General features: G+C 40.6%; 18 protein-coding genes. 6 read left to right on the forward strand and 12 right to left on the reverse strand.

Going from position 1 to position 18,486, the window contains the following annotated elements; all coding sequences use genetic code 11:
* The first annotated feature begins 506 nt into the window (after positions 1-506).
* Entirely contained in the window at positions 507-767 is a 261-nt protein-coding gene (locus tag CYG50_RS12250; RefSeq protein WP_036959019.1) for a YfhL family 4Fe-4S dicluster ferredoxin, read from the forward strand.
* A gap of 88 nt (positions 768-855) precedes the next feature.
* On the opposite strand, the gene acpS is transcribed toward CYG50_RS12250, so the two are convergent.
* From acpS to rpoE, 11 genes are all read right to left on the reverse strand, one after another.
* Complete coding sequence (acpS, locus tag CYG50_RS12255) at positions 856-1,242, reverse strand: holo-ACP synthase (protein ID WP_102137512.1); 387 nt, start codon at positions 1,240-1,242, stop codon at positions 856-858.
* A complete protein-coding gene (pdxJ, locus tag CYG50_RS12260; RefSeq protein ID WP_102137511.1) occupies positions 1,242-1,973 on the reverse strand; it encodes a pyridoxine 5'-phosphate synthase in 732 nt (243 codons plus the stop codon). Before pdxJ ends, acpS begins: the two co-directional genes overlap by 1 nt.
* Before the next feature lie 287 nt (positions 1,974-2,260).
* Positions 2,261-2,989, reverse strand: a complete 729-nt coding sequence (gene recO, locus CYG50_RS12265) for a DNA repair protein RecO (RefSeq protein WP_102137510.1) — start codon at positions 2,987-2,989, stop codon at positions 2,261-2,263.
* Positions 2,990-3,000: 11 nt separating this feature from the next.
* On the reverse strand, positions 3,001-3,909 hold the full coding sequence (gene era / locus CYG50_RS12270) for a GTPase Era (protein WP_102137509.1): 909 nt from the start codon (positions 3,907-3,909) through the stop codon (positions 3,001-3,003).
* Positions 3,906-4,586 (reverse strand): ribonuclease III, encoded by a 681-nt coding sequence (gene rnc / locus CYG50_RS12275; RefSeq protein ID WP_102137508.1) that lies wholly within the window; start codon positions 4,584-4,586, stop codon positions 3,906-3,908. Before rnc ends, era begins: the two co-directional genes overlap by 4 nt.
* Positions 4,587-4,888: 302 nt before the next feature.
* Entirely contained in the window at positions 4,889-5,854 is a 966-nt protein-coding gene (gene lepB / locus CYG50_RS12280) for a signal peptidase I (protein WP_102137507.1), read from the reverse strand.
* A gap of 17 nt (positions 5,855-5,871) precedes the next feature.
* Positions 5,872-7,665, reverse strand: a complete 1,794-nt coding sequence (lepA, locus tag CYG50_RS12285; protein WP_102137794.1) for a translation elongation factor 4 — start codon at positions 7,663-7,665, stop codon at positions 5,872-5,874.
* A gap of 419 nt (positions 7,666-8,084) precedes the next feature.
* Complete coding sequence (gene rseC, locus CYG50_RS12290; RefSeq protein ID WP_102137506.1) at positions 8,085-8,549, reverse strand: SoxR-reducing system protein RseC; 465 nt, start codon at positions 8,547-8,549, stop codon at positions 8,085-8,087.
* Positions 8,550-8,552: 3 nt separating this feature from the next.
* Entirely contained in the window at positions 8,553-9,503 is a 951-nt protein-coding gene (gene rseB, locus CYG50_RS12295) for a sigma-E factor regulatory protein RseB (protein WP_102137505.1), read from the reverse strand.
* On the reverse strand, positions 9,503-10,126 hold the full coding sequence (gene rseA, locus CYG50_RS12300; protein ID WP_102137504.1) for an anti-sigma-E factor RseA: 624 nt from the start codon (positions 10,124-10,126) through the stop codon (positions 9,503-9,505). The genes rseB and rseA overlap by 1 nt, the downstream gene beginning before the upstream one ends.
* Before the next feature lie 58 nt (positions 10,127-10,184).
* The gene (gene rpoE, locus CYG50_RS12305; RefSeq protein WP_004264984.1) at positions 10,185-10,763 is read right to left on the reverse strand and encodes an RNA polymerase sigma factor RpoE; all 579 of its coding nucleotides are present in this window, start codon (positions 10,761-10,763) and stop codon (positions 10,185-10,187) included.
* A 394-nt stretch (positions 10,764-11,157) separates the two neighbouring features.
* Between rpoE and nadB the strand changes: the two genes are divergently transcribed.
* On the forward strand, positions 11,158-12,753 hold the full coding sequence (gene nadB / locus CYG50_RS12310) for an L-aspartate oxidase (RefSeq protein WP_168222854.1): 1,596 nt from the start codon (positions 11,158-11,160) through the stop codon (positions 12,751-12,753).
* A 47-nt stretch (positions 12,754-12,800) separates the two neighbouring features.
* On the opposite strand, the gene trmN is transcribed toward nadB, so the two are convergent.
* On the reverse strand, positions 12,801-13,535 hold the full coding sequence (gene trmN / locus CYG50_RS12315; RefSeq protein WP_102137502.1) for a tRNA(1)(Val) (adenine(37)-N(6))-methyltransferase TrmN: 735 nt from the start codon (positions 13,533-13,535) through the stop codon (positions 12,801-12,803).
* A 158-nt stretch (positions 13,536-13,693) separates the two neighbouring features.
* Between trmN and CYG50_RS12320 the strand changes: the two genes are divergently transcribed.
* The 4 genes from CYG50_RS12320 to srmB all read left to right on the forward strand — a co-directional run bounded on the left by CYG50_RS12320 (position 13,694) and on the right by srmB (position 18,468).
* On the forward strand, positions 13,694-14,425 hold the full coding sequence (locus tag CYG50_RS12320) for an IclR family transcriptional regulator (protein WP_102137501.1): 732 nt from the start codon (positions 13,694-13,696) through the stop codon (positions 14,423-14,425).
* 2 nt (positions 14,426-14,427) lie between these two features.
* Entirely contained in the window at positions 14,428-15,345 is a 918-nt protein-coding gene (gene hutG, locus CYG50_RS12325; RefSeq protein WP_102137500.1) for a formimidoylglutamase, read from the forward strand.
* A 397-nt stretch (positions 15,346-15,742) separates the two neighbouring features.
* Positions 15,743-16,948: a sodium/glutamate symporter gene (gltS, locus tag CYG50_RS12330; RefSeq protein ID WP_102137499.1), complete on the forward strand. Its 1,206-nt coding sequence runs from the start codon at positions 15,743-15,745 to the stop codon at positions 16,946-16,948.
* A 182-nt stretch (positions 16,949-17,130) separates the two neighbouring features.
* A complete protein-coding gene (gene srmB / locus CYG50_RS12335) occupies positions 17,131-18,468 on the forward strand; it encodes an ATP-dependent RNA helicase SrmB (RefSeq protein WP_102137498.1) in 1,338 nt (445 codons plus the stop codon).
* Positions 18,469-18,486 lie beyond the last annotated feature (18 nt).

Genomic DNA, 18,486 nt, shown 5'->3' on the forward strand with positions numbered 1-18,486 from the left:
GTTTCCAAGGGGCACCATGCCCCTTATTTAAAATAACTAATTTTAAATTATGTTTTTATAAAAAATAAATAAAAATATTAATCATAAAAATATAAATTTATCAGCGTAAAAAACTCTATCATGAGTAATTAATTTAAAATAATAAATTTTATTTCACACATCTAAATTCAATTTTTTAGTACAAGTCTAGTTATATCCTCATCTAAGCTTACATTATTATTATATTCTAATTTACTGATTATTGTAAAATCAGAAGGTAACTATCCAGATATCACTCAAATAACAGAAAAGACTGCCAACATCTTGATGTAACAAAAATTGAACGCAAAAAACATAAATTTATCGTTTAAATGATATAAAGCATCTACATTATGATTTGTTGTTACTTTTTTCGAACTTTAAAGGTAAAATACACGACATAAAAATATAAAAACCAAACGAAAGTAACGAATAGGTGCAAGGTATAAGTTACTAGTTTTTAACTTAATACAATGTAAATCACTGATATGTCTTTATTAATTACAAAACGCTGTATCAATTGCGATATGTGCGAACCTGAGTGCCCAAATGATGCAATTTTTATGGGCGATGAAATTTATGAAATTGACTCAACTCTATGTACTGAATGTGTAGGCCATTACGACAAACCTACTTGCCAGTCCGTATGCCCAATTACTAATACGATCATCACTGATCCGCAACATATCGAAACTGAAGAACAGCTTTGGGATAAGTTTGTCGCCATTCACCATGCGGATAAAATTTAGGCTTAACTTCACTTTGTTTTCAATTATTCGCCTAGTTACCCCTAAATGCTGCCAGTAACTCTTACTGGCAGCTCAATATGACATCGGTTTAAGAATTACTTTCTATGATAACTGTCGCAGATGCATAGTGCCGCTCATCGGTAATAGAAACATGGCAATGCGTGACTCTTAACCGATTTGCTAGTGCCAATGCTTCTCCTGTTAGGCTTAGTAATGGTTTCCCCAATTTATCATTGCTGACTTCAAATTGGTTAAATGCTAAGCCATTACGGATCCCAGTGCCTAATGCTTTAGCTGCTGCTTCTTTCACTGCAAACCGTTTAGCTAAAAAGCGAGCTGGCTTTGACTGTTGTTGATATTGAACTAACTCAGTCTCCGTTAAGATCCTTTTTGCTAAGCTATCACCCGTTCGTTCAAGAACAGACTCAATACGTGCAATTTCAACAATATCCGTTCCCAATCCAACAATTGCCATTATTTGCGTGCTTCTAATAAGATTTTTTTCATGTCAGCAACGGCTTGAGCCAACCCACTAAATAAAGCTCGACCAATAATTGCATGGCCAATATTAAGCTCATAAATTTCAGGCAACTGCGCAATGCGTTGAACGTTATGGTATGTTAAGCCGTGACCTGCATTGACTTTAATGCCTTTACTTGCTGCGTACACGACGCCATCACGAATACGACGAAATTCTAACTCTTGCTCTTGTTCTGACTTCGCATCAGCATAAGCTCCAGTGTGAATTTCAATAAATGGTGCGCCACACGCTTGAGCAGCATCAATTTGTTGATGATCCGCATCAATGAATAATGAAACAAGAATACCCGCATCAGTTAGACGTTTTACAGCATCAGCCACTTTTTGCTTTTGGCCCGCAACATCTAAACCACCTTCAGTAGTGACTTCTTCACGCTTTTCTGGCACTAAACAGCAAAAAGTTGGTTTGATACGGCATGCAATTTCAACCATTTCCTCAGTTACTGCCATTTCAAGATTCATACGCGTTTGAATAGTTTCATTCAACAAAGCGATGTCTCTATCTGTAATATGGCGACGGTCCTCGCGTAAGTGCACTGTAATACCGTCAGCTCCGGCTTGCTCCGCAACAAATGCAGCTTGTACAGGGTCTGGATATTGAGTTCCTCTTGCATTTCTAACCGTTGCAATATGGTCGATATTTACGCCTAACAAAAGCTCTGCCATTTTTTATTCCCCATTAATAAACGCTAATAAACTTATCTACCCACTATCCTACTGTAATTTTCTCTGTTGAGGGAATAAATCTCTCACCATTCGAAGCAAATTCCAATCCGCACGCTCTGTTTCAGTATTTGAACTTTATTTTTGCGAAGCGCTTCGTAAGATTTTATATCGGCAAAAAATTTGCGTTGTCTGATTACGCTAATTCAGCTAAAAAGACACATGAGAAAAGGATATATGCTAGTAATAACGGCGTGACAAATTAGATAAAAATAAAATTAAAAACAGTTTTAACTCTGTTTGTTATGTTCAACGGGTGAATAAGTAAACTGACGAAATAATTCTCGGCTTTTTAATGGCTTACCACCTAAATAGGGTTTTAATGCCAACCGGGTAAAACGTTTTGCTGCTTTAAGCGTATCTGTGTCAGGGAATTCTCGACTCGCCAATGCTTTCAGTTGTTTCCCCGTAAAACTAAGTTGGTCAACAACCAAACTGCCAATGAACCCCTTTTCTTCTCTATACCGGTAAGTCATTGTGTCAGAAACAGGTTCCCCGCTACCAGCACAATGTAAAAAATCAACACCATAACCAAGGTAAGAAAGCAAAGCTAGTTCAAATCGACGCAATGCAAACTCGGGAGTGTGCTCACTTGCAGCCAGAATTTGTAAGCAGGAGAGGTAATCAAAAAATAGTGCGGAATATGGTGTACCAAACTCTAATACACGCGCGGTTAATTCATTAAGGTATAAACCGCTATATAGAACGGTACCTGTTAAAGGGAGGGCTAAAGATACGGGATCAGCATTAATTAAGGTTTTGATTTCACCTTTGCCACCCCAACGGATGAGCAAAGGTGTAAAGGGCTGTAAACAGCCCCTTAATGGTGAGCGATTACGGCGAGCGCCTTTTGCAAGTAAACGTATTTTTCCTTCACCTTCAGTAAAAAAATCGAGCAGTAAACTCGTCTCACTGTAAGGCCTTGAATGGAGTACAAACGCACGCTGCCAACCACTCACTTTGCCACCTACTATTTTAGGTCGTCAACATAACCTAGGCTGCGTAATGCTCTTTCGTCATCAGCCCAACCAGATTTAACCTTAACCCAAAGCTCAAGGTGAACCTTGTTATCAAACATTCTTTCCATATCGATACGCGCTTCGGTACCAATAGTTTTCAATTTGCTACCTTTGTTACCAATAACCATTTTCTTTTGGCCTTCACGCTCAACAAGAATTAAGCCATTGATATGGTAAATACCCACATCTGTTACTTTAAATTGTTCAATTTCAACTGTAACTGAGTATGGCAGTTCGTCACCTAAGAAACGCATGAGCTTTTCTCGGATAATTTCTGATGCCATAAAACGCTGCGAACGGTCAGTAATATAGTCTTCTGGAAAATGGTGCACTGCTTCAGGGATATGCTGTTTTACAATCTTAGCAATGGTATCAACACCTACACCTTTTTCTGCACTGATAGGAACAACATCCAAGAAATTCATTTTCTGGCTGATCATACCAATATGAGGAAGTAAAACCGTTTTATCAGTGACGTTGTCAATCTTATTAATCGCTAAGATCACAGGGCAGCGTAAGCTAGATAGCTTGGTCAGTACCATCTCATCATCAGCGGTCCAATTAGTCCCTTCAACAACAAAAATAACTAACTCAACATCACCGATTGAACTGGATGCAGCGCGGTTCATTAAACGATTAATTGCACGTTTTTCTTCAATATGAAGTCCTGGGGTATCAACATAAATAATTTGGTAATTATCTTCTGTATGGATCCCCATAATACGATGGCGAGTCGTCTGTGGCTTTCTCGATGTAATCGAAACTTTTTGCCCCAGTAATTGATTCAATAATGTCGATTTACCGACATTTGGCCGTCCAACTATGGCAACAAAACCACAGTGGGATTGTAATTCACTCATTCAAGCTCCAAAATTTTCAATGCTTGTTCTGCTGCTGCTTGCTCCGCTTTACGACGGCTTGAGCCAACGCCATTAATCGGTTGGTCAATACCACTGACTTGACAGTGGATCGTAAATTCTTGATCGTGAGCTTCACCCTTAACCTGAACAACCAAATAATTAGGTAGTGGTAAATGGCGCCCTTGCAGATATTCTTGTAACCTTGTTTTCGGGTCTTTTTGTTTATCACCCGGACTGATCTCAACCAGTCTACTTTGATACCAATCTAAAATAATTCTTTCGATCGTTTGGATATCACTATCTAAAAAAATACCACCGATCAGTGCTTCAACAGTATCAGCAAGGATAGATTCGCGACGAAAACCACCGCTTTTTAATTCCCCCGGCCCTAAACGTAAACATTCACCGAGTTCAAATTCACGTGCGATTTCTGCTAATGTATTTCCGCGTACAAGCGTTGCTCGCATACGACTCATATCCCCCTCGTCTACCTTTGGAAAACGATGGTATAAGTCATTTGCAATCACAAAACTTAAAATCGAGTCACCTAAAAATTCTAGACGCTCATTATGTTTGCTGCTTGCACTTCTATGTGTCAATGCTTGGATTAATAATTCGTTCTGTTTGAATTGATAACCAAGCTTACGCTGTAATCTTTCTAATAAAGAGGGGTTCATGTGCGCCCAACCATTTTTATTTGATAAAAAAGCACACGCAACAGACCTGTAAAATGTCCCATTTTACAAAACTGTTGCGTTTGCACTGACACCTTATTTTCCCACATTTTTTGCAGCTCAGTGGAACTAATTATAAAAAACCATTAGTTACAATAAGTTAAAATAGGTGAGTTAATAATTGAGGAGCCAATAATATTAATTAATTTACATTGTACACTGGGTAAAACAATAATGCTTCGGATAATGCGGATTTTCAAACAAAAACCCGCATTTTCAATATTTAGCTAAACTGACTAATCAAATTATAGTGGACCAATTCGACTAAAGCGTACACCCGTCGGCCATTCGTTTTCTTGCTTATCTAAACTTAACCAAATAAATACCGCACGACCAACTAAATTTTCTTCCGGTACAAAGCCCCACATGCGGCTGTCAGAGCTATTATCTCTGTTATCACCCATCATAAAGTAGTGCTTTTCAGGAACAATCCATTCATTCTTCGGCATGCCTGGTTGCAAATATTTTGCTTCAGTAATCGCTTGGCGAATAATAAGAATTTGATGCTCTACAGTATCTAATTTTTCGCTGCGCTCATACTGACGTAGTGCATTTCTTGGTAATGCTTGATCTAACGGAACTTCATAATTCCCTTTTTGGTTATCAACAACAGAACCGATATCAAGGAACATTGTCCACTCACTCGGGGCTAGAGGACCATAAACAATTGGCAGTTTCTCTGTGCACTTGTTGTCAGCACAATTAGGGTAAATTGTTAGCTCTTTAGCATCCGGGTTATAAACAATTTTATCTCCCGGTAGACCAATAACACGCTTCACAAAATCCACGTTAGTATCTTTCGGATATTTAAATACCGCGATATCACCACGCTTTGGCTTACCCGTTTCGACTAGTGTCGTTTGGGTAATTGGATCTTTTAGCCCATAAGCAAATTTCTCAACCAACATAAAGTCACCAACTAACAATGTTGGCATCATTGACCCTGAAGGTATTTGAAATGGCTCATAAATAAATGAGCGCACAATCAATACAATCGCTAACACAGGGAAAATAGACGACCCTGTTTCAAGCCAAGATGGACGGCGGACAGCATTTGCCACATCCGCTTCACTCACTGCGCCATTCGCTGCATCCTGTAACTGCTTGAGTTTTGCTTTACGCGCAGGTGCAAATTTAAACTTGTCTAAACACCATATAATCCCTGTGATTAATGTTGCCAGTGTTAGGATCAAGGCAAAGGTGTTCGCCATTGAGGCTCCTTGTAAACTTAGTCTTTACCAACGTGCAATATAGCAAGGAACGCTTCTTGTGGTAGCTCAACGTTACCAACTTGCTTCATACGTTTCTTACCATCCTTTTGCTTCTGCAACAGTTTTTTCTTACGGCTAACGTCACCACCATAACACTTGGCGAGTACGTTTTTACGCAATTGTTTAACTGTAGAACGAGCAATAATGTGGTTACCAATCGCTGCTTGGATCGCAATATCGAACTGCTGACGCGGGATCAACTCTTTCATTTTTTCAACCAGTTCACGGCCGCGATATTGAGAATTCGCACGGTGAGTGATCAAGGCCAAAGCATCTACACGCTCATTGTTAATAAGAACATCAACACGCACCATGTCTGATGTCTGGAAGCGTTTAAATGCATAATCTAAAGATGCATACCCACGAGATGTTGATTTTAAGCGATCAAAGAAATCCAATACCACTTCTGCCATTGGGATTTCGTAAGTCAGCGATACTTGATTACCATGATAGACCATATTGGTCTGAACGCCACGTTTCTCAATACAAAGTGTAATAACGTTACCTAAATATTCTTTAGGCATCAGCATGTGGCACTCTGCGATTGGTTCGCGTAATTCTTCAATATTGTTCAATGCTGGTAGCTTAGATGGGCTATCAACATACACAATATCACCGTTGGTCTGCTGCACTTCATATACTACAGTCGGTGCAGTGGTAATCAAATCAAGGTCATATTCACGTTCTAAACGCTCTTGAATGATTTCCATGTGCAATAAGCCAAGGAAACCACAACGGAAACCGAAGCCTAGCGCTGTCGAGGTTTCCGGTTCGTAGAATAAAGAGGCGTCATTTAGACTTAACTTACCTAATGCATCACGAAATGATTCATAATCATCAGAACTTACGGGGAATAAACCCGCATAAACCTGTGGTTTAACCTTTTTAAAACCAGGTAATGCTTTATCTGCTGGATTACGAGCGCCAGTTAACGTATCTCCAACTGGGGCGCCGGTGATATCTTTAATCGCACAAACTAACCAGCCCACTTCACCGCAACTCAAAGCATCACGGTCAATTTGCTTCGGTGTGAAAATACCAAGACGGTCTGCGTTATACACTTGCCCTGTGCTCATGACTTTAATTTTGTCGCCTTTTTTCAATGTTCCGTTCTTAATACGGATCAATGAAACAACGCCTAAATAGTTATCAAACCATGAGTCAATAATCAGTGCTTGTAAAGGTGCATCCACATCCCCAATAGGCGGTGGGATCTCTTTAACGAGGCGCTCAATCACATCTTGAACACCAATACCTGTTTTTGCAGAGCAGCGAACTGCATCATGTGCGTCAAGACCAACAATATCTTCTATCTCATCGGCAACACGCTCAGGATCGGCAGCGGGTAAATCAATTTTATTTAAAACCGGAACAACTTCTAAGTCCATTTCGATAGCGGTATAGCAGTTTGCCAAGGTTTGAGCTTCAACACCTTGCCCTGCATCAACTACCAGCAAAGCACCTTCACAGGCTGCTAATGAACGAGATACTTCATAAGAGAAGTCAACGTGACCCGGTGTATCAATGAAGTTTAATTGGTAAGTTTCACCATCTGAAGCTTTATAATCAAGCGTCACGCTCTGTGCTTTAATGGTGATCCCACGCTCACGCTCTAAGTCCATCGAGTCTAAAACTTGTGCCGCCATTTCGCGGTCGGTTAAACCACCACAAATTTGAATAATGCGGTCTGACAAGGTCGACTTACCGTGGTCGATATGAGCAATGATGGAAAAGTTTCTTATATTATTGATTTTCAAGGTAATATCTTCTTTTAAATTGCCTTACAAAATCAGTTTTGTGCAAATATCGCAACAAAACTAAAATGCTATGATTATCACAAGATTGTTAATTAGCTGCATTTTACATATAAGAACCCGCTAACACAAAGATTCAATGTAAAACAACTGTAAACCTGCATCAGGTTAATAGGTTAGTTGCCGTAATTCATCATTAATACGACCCACATCAACCACTTTTATAGCCATAATCAATCTATTGTAATTTCTAACTCAAAACTGACAAAATATGTTAATGACTTGATTTGTCATAATACTATATCTGTCATAATACTATTTGCCTGCTAACTAACTCTCATCCACAAAAAAGGGAAACATATGTTCCCCTTCTATTGATAATATCAAATTAACCTTCTAACTCAACATATTGAAATTTAGCAATTAATTTGCACTGAAAGCTCGTTTGGAGGTAACCCAATCTGTAAAACGACGGGTTGAAAAGCTTCATCATCACGCCAATTTGATGCAAGTCTACGCGCGACATAAAAACCAATAATACCACCAATTACACCTGAAATCGCTATCCAGAACTGTTCAAAATCAAACGCCTGCGCTAAGCCAGCAAAAATAAATAACCCCAAAATAGGCGTTAGATAAACTAATAGCGCTGAACGAATCAAACTTCCTTCAGGAATACCGACTTCAATTTTTTGTCCTTCAACTAACGGTTGTTCAATCGCAATTTCTAATTCATGTTCCGTATTTGGCCCTATTTTGCTTAAAGCATAAGAACCACAGGTTTTACGAGCACCACAACTGCCACACCCGGACGAAGAACCATAGCGCAATAAAGCCCTACCGTTTTGCCAACGGACTACTGTTGCCCACTCTTTTACCATAATTTACTCCCGAAACTGAATACTACCAGCGACCACTTGTGCTGTTGCTAACGGTAATTCACCGATGATAGTGATGACATTTTGCTTTTGCGTCATGGTGTAAATAGTCCGACGCCCATTTTGAAGCGGTTGGTCAAGTAACGGGCCTTTAGTCGATTTTGTCACATTTACAGAAAAGGTAAATAAACCATCACTAAACATTGCGGTTTCTACCACGTCATCTTCAGCTAATTTTCGCGAAGAGCGGGATATTTCTTCAAAACCAGGTGGTAACATGCCAACTTGCCACTTAAAGGAAGGATTTCCATTTTTAGGGGAAATCAATAATGGCGGCATATTTACCTTACTTAACGCAAGTAATGAATCCTTAACTGTTTGGCTATCTAGCACCGTCGAGATCACACGAAATTGTTCTAATGTTTGGCTATTATTATCGAGAAGGTCGATACGTAATGGCAATTTCGTTTCTTCGTCGATCAATACTACATAGTTAAACCGAGAATTGTCTTTCGATATTATGCGAATTACTAATGCTGGCCTATCGCCAATGTGGGTACGCCCAGCATCAATAAAATTATAATAAGGTTTAATCTGTTGATAATTGGCAAAAACTACTGATGGTAAATTATCAACTATATATTTACCACTTAAGCTAAATGCATCAAAACCAGGTTCAAAGTAACTGATACTATTGCCTTTCTGAACAATTTCACGACGCGATGAGTCCATTTGGATCATTTGTGAAACAGGCTCACCATTAATGATTGCGTGGCGGTAACGTACTGGTGTTATTGATTGCGGACTGAATGTCATATAAGACATTTCATAAGAAAGGTTCTGGGCAGCATTTCCCATTTCTTTAAAAAGAACATCGGCATCTAGTTCAGATGCCGAAGCTTGATTAGAAATAATCAGGCTGCCCGTCAGGCAGATGACGGATAACCATTTGTTCATTATTGCAATTTAACTCCTGCTGAAGACGCAGGTTGTGCAGACTCTTGATATTGCTGGTTAAGCATCGAGCGTCTTTCAATTTCATATTGTTGAAGCATCGCATTAATGCGTTGATTTTGCTGTTCAACTTGTTGAATTTGCTGTTCATTACCAAATAATTGGTTATCTGAGATATTCAAGCTAACTGGCGCCCCACTACCAACAGGGATCGTGTTGAACATTGGCTCGTCAACAGGAGAGTCAACAGCACTACTTTGGTTATATTGTTGAACACCAACAATCACGGCCAAAGATACACAAGCTGCAACACCAATTTGAGTTAACTGGCTCGCCCAAGGACGAATTTTGCCCCAGAATGGGAAAGCCCCCCAAGTCGCAGGTTCTGGCTGCGATTCGACAACTACCTGAGGATTAATACGCACAGCTTCATTCTCTAATGCTGCCGCAACTTTACTTGCAATATCAAAGTGCATGACTTCACTAGTATCGTTACGCAGAGTATCACGAATAAGATGATAGCTCTCCCAACGTTGTTTTAACGTTGAATCACGTGAAATAGCGTTGACCAGTTCTAAGTCTAGTACTTCGCCATCCATCATTGCGGAAAGTTTCTCTCTTTGCATGCCCAATTACCTTCAGTTAATTGCATCACAATTATATTTAATTGACTGACTTAACATATCAATATTGTTGAATCAGTGGCTGAACTTTATTGTCAATTGCTTCCCTTGCCCTAAAAATTCGAGAACGTACGGTGCCAACTGGGCAATCCATTATTTCTGCGATTTCTTCGTAGCTCAACCCATCTAACTCGCGAAGCGTAATTGCCATTCTAAGATCTTCAGGCAGCGATTCGATGGTTCGGAAAACAACTTTCTTTAATTCATCAGACAACATTAAGTTCTCTGGGTTCGAAATTTCTTTTAAGGCACCTGCGGTTTCAAAGTTTTCTGCATCACTCGCTTCCAAGTCCGACGCAGGTGGGCGTCTATCTTGGGCAACTAAATAATTTTTAGCTGTATTTACCGCAATCCGATAAAGCCAAGTATAAAACGCGCTGTCACCACGAAACGAACCAATGGCACGATAGGCTTTTATAAATGACTCCTGCGCAACGTCAGGCACATCTGCTTGCGGTACATAGCGGGATACTAGGCTCGCGACTTTATGCTGATATTTTATCACCAATAAGTTGAAAGCTTGTTGATCGCCTTTCTGTACCTTTTCAACCAAAATCTGGTCGGTCAGTTGCTCGCTCATTCCAGGAAATATCTCCCGAATTCAGGCCGATAATATGTTAACTTGATCATGTTCTCCCTTCCTAAAGCAAGCACTACTTTGAGTAGTAGAATTCGTTGAAGTTCAATTTAATCTAAAAAAATAGTCAAAAATTTACAAAACTGATAAAAAAATTACTTAGATGATCTTAAAGATCCTTATTAAAACAACTGCCTATAATAATCTTGCAGACTCATATGACAGCATACAGATTTTAAATACGAATGCGATAGCTATCACAGTAAAACCATTTGAATACGTAAATAGCGCTAGGTCAATATACTGTGTCTTAACAGATATCCACTAATAGCAATAGGGCACTCGATAGGCTAACATAAAAAACTCAATACATACTATTATATACATGCAAACACTTATGAACGGATCCACACAGCATTACACTGATATTTTAATCATTGGGAGTGGTGTCGCAGGACTTTCAGCTGCCTTACGGCTCGCCCCTTTTCATCAAGTGACCATTCTCAGTAAAAGTAGCCTCAGTGAAGGGGCATCTTATTACGCACAAGGCGGTATTGCCGCTGTTTTTGATGACACTGACAGCATCGAATCTCATGTAGAAGACACGCTAATTGCGGGTGCTGGTATCTGCCAGAAAGAAGCGGTTGAGTTTATTGCCTCCAATGCGAAACATTGTGTTCAATGGCTTATAGACCAAGGTGTTTTATTCGATACTGAAATTACCGAGAACGGTGAAACACAGTATCATTTAACACGTGAAGGTGGTCACAGCCATCGTCGGATCCTACATCATGCAGATGCGACAGGAAAAGAAGTTGAAACCACCTTAGTCGACCTCGCTTTTGCCCATCCAAATATTCATATTAAAGAACGTTATAATGCCGTCGACCTTATCCTTTCTAATGAGGTTGAATCACCACGAATTCTAGGCGCTTACGTATGGAACCGCCAAAAAGAACAAGTTGAAACCATTCGAGCGAAAACGATTGTTCTCGCCACAGGTGGAGCGGCTAAAGTTTATCAATATACCACAAACCCAGATATTTCTTCTGGTGATGGCATCGCAATGGCATGGCGAGCTGGCTGCCGTGTTGCTAACCTTGAATTTAATCAATTCCATCCGACTTGTTTGTTTCACCCACAAGCACGTAATTTTTTATTAACTGAAGCATTACGTGGTGAAGGGGCTTACCTCAAGCGCCCTGATGGAAGCCGGTTTATGCCTGATCACGACGATCGTGGTGAACTTGCCCCTCGTGATGTTGTTGCGCGTGCTATTGACCATGAAATGAAGCGTCTTGGGGCTGATTGCATGTATTTAGACATCAGCCATAAGCCTAACGATTTTGTTAAAAATCATTTTCCAACTATTTATGCGAAATTGATGACTTTAGGGCTAGACCTGACCAAAGAGCCTATCCCTATCGTTCCTGCAGCCCATTATACCTGCGGTGGTGTTATTGTAGATGAAACCGGTATGACTGATATCACGAATCTCTATGCTATTGGCGAAGTTAGCTACACAGGCTTGCACGGTGCAAACCGTATGGCTTCCAATTCGCTATTAGAATGCTTGGTATACGGCTGGGCTGCGGCAGAAAACATTAATAAAACGATCAAACAGATCGATGAAATCCCCTATTTATCTGAATGGGATGAAAGCAGAGTACATAATTCAGATGAACAGGTTGTTATTCAACATAACTGGCATGAATTACGTCTATTCATGTGGGATTATATGGGGATTGTAAGAACCACAAAGCGCCTTGAACGCGCACTGCGTCGCATCCATCTATTACAGCAAGAAATTCATGACTACTATGCAAATTTCCGTATTTCAAATAACTTACTTGAATTACGTAACTTAGTTCAAGTCGCTGAATTAATGGTTCGTTGTGCATTAGAACGCAAAGAGAGCCGTGGGTTACATTACACCTTAGATTACCCAGAGCCACGTCCTAATTCAGGCCCCACTATTTTACAGCCTGAATAACCAAAACTTTAGCCGGCCCTTAGTGCCGGCTTTAGTATTTACCTAATTTAGTATTTCACATAAAATGGTTGGATTAGTTTACGAAATTCATCGGTATATTCCCCATTTTCTTCCTTGAGCGCTAATGATGTCACCTTAGTTTCAATATTCTGTAATCGTAAACCTAACAATATCCGATGATAAGGTGTTACCCTTTTATCACTCACATTGACGCGAAAAGCAGTAAACCAGCCAGAATCTTCGGCCATCTTCTGTAATTTTTCCCCTGCGTCATGTGGTAGCACTAAGCAAAATAGTCCATGAGCAGCAAGGCAAGCTTTCGCACTTTCAAGTAAAACATCATGTGTTAACGTTGATGTATATCTTGCTTGGTCTCGTTTTTCATCTCGACATGCAACCGCAGGCTCGAAGTAAGGTGGGTTACTGACAATTAAATCATATTGCGCGGGAGACGACTGGCTGTAACTTACAATGCCCTGGTTGATAACCTGTAAACGCTCAGCCCATGGTGACCCAATAAAGTTTTCTTGCGCTTGCGCTGCTGCATCACTATCTAACTCAACGGCATCAACACGTAATATTGTATTTCTCTGTGCTAGCATCAACGCGATTAACCCGCTACCGCTCCCAATATCTAAAGCAGACTGGATACCCTCTACAGGGGCCCAAGCACCCAATAGCACGCCATCCGTTCCCACTTTCATCGCACATCGGTCATGAGCCACAAAAAACTGTTTAAACGTAAAACCGCCTTTGCGGTAATTCTTTTGTTGCTTACACATTCAGGCACTCTAATTGGTTAATACTTATTCGATCATTCTCATTTTAAGCAAATAAAAGTGATAATTTAACCTATTTGCTACAATATAATTCTCATATTACGGGAATTATATTTGAGACGGAAAAAATTTACTGATAAGTTCGAAAAAAAGGAGATGCCATGAACAGTATAAATAGAACCTTAGACATCTTGTCTTACATTACAACTTGCGCCTCTCCGGTGACACCACAGTCTATTTCGTCAGCGCTAGATATCCCATTATCAACCGTTTATCGGTTACTAACAATTCTCATAGATTGGGAATTTGTATCTCACGCAAAACAATACGGTACATATTGCGTCGGTTCGCAGAGTATCAAAAATCAAGAAAAATACTATCACCACAGTTTATTGATGAGCGCCTCTAAACAAGAGCTACAAACTTTAGCGAAAAAAACCCAAGAAACCGTGGCAATTATCACCTCAAATCTACGAGAAACCATTTGTGTCGACATGATTGAGAGTGAACAAGCACTGCGCTGTTCCTTTATTATTGGTCGTGGTAATACCTTAATTAAAGGCGCCAGTGCGAAAACATTGTTAGCTTTTCGCCATGAACTCTATCAAAAACAAGTGGTTGAAGCTCATACAAAGCAATTAACCACTGAACAACAAAAAATAAAGCTACAACAAGATTTACAACAGATACGCCAACAAGGTTACGGCATGTCTGTAAGTGAAATCGATGAAGGCGTACTGGGTGTCTCTGCCCCCATTTTCAAAGGGAATGATGTATTAGCCGTCGTTTCAGTTATGGCACCTGAATTTCGTTCTACACATCGCGTGGATGAATTTATCACGCACACCTGCCAAGCCGCGCATAACATCACTAAACTAATTAACTTGGAGTAACTATGACACAACCTTTCCAATGGCAAGGGCGCACAGATGGTGAAACACAAGAACACTTGCGCATCCACCAAGTCATGAACAAACATGCACCCGCCAAATTTGCATTAATTGGTTTTGCCTCTGATGAAGGCGTCCGACGCAATAAAGGCCGCCAAGGCGCTAAAGCAGGCCCTGATGCAATTCGTCATCAGCTGGCAGGGTTGCCTATTCATCAACCACTTGCGATCAAAGACGTTGGTACAATCCGCTGTGATGATGGCAATTTAGAAGCAGCACAGCGCTGTTTATCTGACCAACTTATTGCTCTCCTCACTGATAACCAAAAGCCGATTGTCCTTGGCGGTGGTCATGAAGTTGCATTTGCAAGCTTCCAAGGTTTGTTTGACTATGTTGAACAGTATCAAACAGGTAAAACGATTGGCATTATCAACTTTGATGCACATTTTGATTTACGCGAAGCCCCTGTCGCCACATCTGGCACCCCATTTTTACAGTCCGCCATGCTGTGTCAGCAACACCAACGTCCTTTCCAGTATTTATGTTTAGGCATCGCTGATCATGGCAATACAAAAGTCCTATTCGATACCGCAGATAAATTGGGTTGCCAATATATCCGCGATAAAGAGTTAGCTTATTCCAAGCTACCTCAAGCTATTGAAAAAATTAAAAACTTCATTGACGCTGTAGACTATTTATATGTCACCGTTGATTTAGATGTATTTTCTGCAGCTATCGCACCGGGTGTGAGTGCGCCTGCACCGAAAGGCATTTCCACTGAAATTTTTGATGAACTATTTGCCATTATCAAGCACAGCCAAAAAATTGCTGTTTTTGATATCGCAGAATGCAACCCTGAATTTGATATTGACAACCATACTGCCAAACTCGCGGCTTATTTGATTTACCAATACTTATTCTAATAAAACAACACAACAACTCGACTGATAAATACACTGTTTCTCACGCTGTTAAGATAATTAATTTTCAAACACCACAATAAAAATAGCTTTGAAGTTGATTATCAAACTAGCCGTAGCGCAATAACTTAATGGTTTTTAACTATTGAATTTCGCGTTACAGCTAGGCGGCAAGTGACGTTATCCCTAGGAGCATACAAAAGTATGTGACTAGGGTAACGGAGCGCGGCCAACAACGCTGTAGCGCAATGACTTAATAGTTTTTAACTATTGAATTTCGCGTTACAGCTAGGCGGCAAGTGACGTTATCCCTAGGAGCATACAAAAGTATGTGACTAGGGTAACGGAGCGCGGCCAACAACGCTGTAGCGTGAAAGACAACAGTTAAAAAGGGAAAAATATGATTCTACACCTCGACACACTCTCCACCCTCTTCCTAACGGTGATCTGCCTACTCATGGGGATCCACTTAAAAAAACGCATCGAATGGCTACAACGCTTCTGTATCCCTTCTCCCGTCATTGGTGGTTTTCTCGTTAGTTTGATCATTTGGGGGCTTAAATCATTTAACCTAGCCGAAATCAACTTTGATACCAGTTTACAAACCTTCTTAATGGTCGCCTTCTTTACGACTATTGGTATTGATGGCAGCTTCCGCATCTTAAAAAGTGGCGGCCGGTTACTCTTTATCTACCTGTTTATCTGCTGGTTTGTGGTTATCTTCCAAGACACCTTTGGTGCAGGCCTTGCGCATTTACTCGGTGTTGACCCTGTTATTGGTATCATGGCTGGTGGTGTTTCACTTACTGGGGGCCATGGCGGTGCGGCTGCCTTTGGTGGAATGGCTGAAGGCCTTGGTGTGCAGTCTGCAACAGTTGCAGCAATTGCCGCGGCAACTTTTGGCCTAATTACAGGAAGTTTACTCGGTGGCCCTATTGCAACATTCTTAATTAAGAAATTTAATGTGCAGATTAAAGCAGATGAAAACGTTGAGCGAGTTCAAGTTCCTGAAACTATCGCAGGGAAAATTGAATCTATCGATGCTCATGCTTTTCTAAAAATGCTGGCGCTCGTCCTAGGGATTATGGTCATCGGCCAATTCGCTTCAGCGCAATTTACTAGAGCAACCGGGTTTTCATTACCCAGCTATGTTGGGGCGATGATCATTGCAATCGTAATTCGCAATGTTAATGACCAAGTAGAATTATTCCGTATTAACCAAAAGTCGGTTGACCTTATCTCTGAAGTTTCACTTGGCCTATTTTTAACTATGGCTATGATGTCACTGAAAATATGGGAACTAAAAGCTGTAGCTTTGCCACTATTCACCATATTATTGGCACAAGTCATTATTTTAATTCTATTAGTTGTCTTTGTCATTTTCCGCTTATTAGGCAAAAACTACGATGCCGCGGTAATGTGTGCTGGCTTGATGGGGCATGGTTTAGGCGCAACGCCAAATGCAATGGCAAATATGTCCTCTGTATGTGAACGTTACAAACAAGTATCAATGAAAGCTTTCATGATTGTGCCACTCAGTGGCGCGGTGCTCATTGACTTAGTTGGTATTCCTTATCATACATGGTTAATTAATATACTTAGCTAAGCATGATGAAGGAGGAGCTTTCTCCTCCTTCAATTATTTATCTTCCCTGTATTTCATTCATATGTATCGATATATCGCTCCCTGTCCGTAATGAAAACAGTTACACTTGAGCAAAGCTGATTTTTTCAGGTGAACAATTTTGCTAACCTGTTTATAATCAGCGCCCCAAATAGAGGTATATCATGACTGCATCCACTTTTACTGAACTTGAACTTGATGAAAGCCTAATAGATGCGCTTTCAGACAAAGGCTATCAACGTCCGACCGCTATTCAAGCGGCAGCCATTCCTGCTGCAATGGATGGCCGCGATGTATTAGGTTCAGCCCCGACAGGAACAGGTAAAACCGCCGCGTTTTTACTGCCTGCGATCCAACATTTACTTGATTTCCCTAGAAAGAAATCAGGTCCGCCTCGCGTTCTAGTTGTCACGCCAACGCGTGAATTAGCCATGCAGGTTGCTGACCAAGCAAAAGAATTATGCGCCCATAATCACTTAGATATCGCTACAATCACGGGTGGTGTTGCTTATATGAATCACGCTGAAGTTTTCAGCGAAAATCAAGACATTGTCGTCGCAACAACAGGCCGTCTACTCCAATATATTAAGGAAGAAAACTTTGACTGCCGTGCCGTTGAAATTTTGATCCTTGATGAAGCTGACCGCATGCTCGACATGGGGTTTGCAAATGACATAGAAACAATCGCAGGTGAAACACGCTGGCGTAAGCAAACCATGCTGTTTTCTGCCACTCTTGAAGGCGAAGCGATTCGTGATTTTGCTGAGCGCTTATTAGAAGACCCAATTGAAATTGATGCAGACCCTTCTCGTCGTGAACGTAAAAAAATTCAGCAATTTCATTACCGAGCTGACACGCTAGAGCATAAAACAGCCTTACTGTGCCATTTATTAAAACAAGACGAAGTCACCAAAGCCATCGTTTTCGTACGTAAGCGTGAGCGTTTACGCGAATTAGTTCAATGGCTACGTGAGGCCGGTATCGAGCCTTGCTATCTCGAAGGTGAAATGCCACAAGCTAAACGCAATGAAGCTGTACGCCGCCTAGTTGATGGCCAAGTTAAGGTACTCGTTGCAACAGATGTGGCTTCTCGTGGTTTAGATATCGAAAACGTTAGCCATGTATTTAACTTTGACTTACCGAGAACTGCTGATGTGTACTTGCACCGTATTGGTCGTACTGGTCGAGCGGGCCGTAAAGGAACGGCAATTTCCTTAGTCGAAGCGCATGATTTCCCTTTATTTGGTAAAATTACTCGTTATATTGAAGAGCCTATCAAGATCCGTGTTGTGGATTCTTTACGTCCAACAACTAAAGCCCCTTCAGAAGCGATGTTAAATAAACCAAAACCATCGAAGAAAGTACTTGCTAAGCGTAAAGAAAAGAAAAAAGAAGAACAAGCCAAGAAAAAAGAAAAAGTACGCCATCGCGACAAGAAAAATATTGGGAAACGTCGTACTCCTGCTAGCCCTTCCGTATCAACAGATAACGACAAAAGCTAGTCACTAAAAACGGGTTTA

The sequence above is a fragment of the Providencia huaxiensis genome, assembly GCF_002843235.3.
Lineage (GTDB): Bacteria > Pseudomonadota > Gammaproteobacteria > Enterobacterales > Enterobacteriaceae > Providencia > Providencia huaxiensis.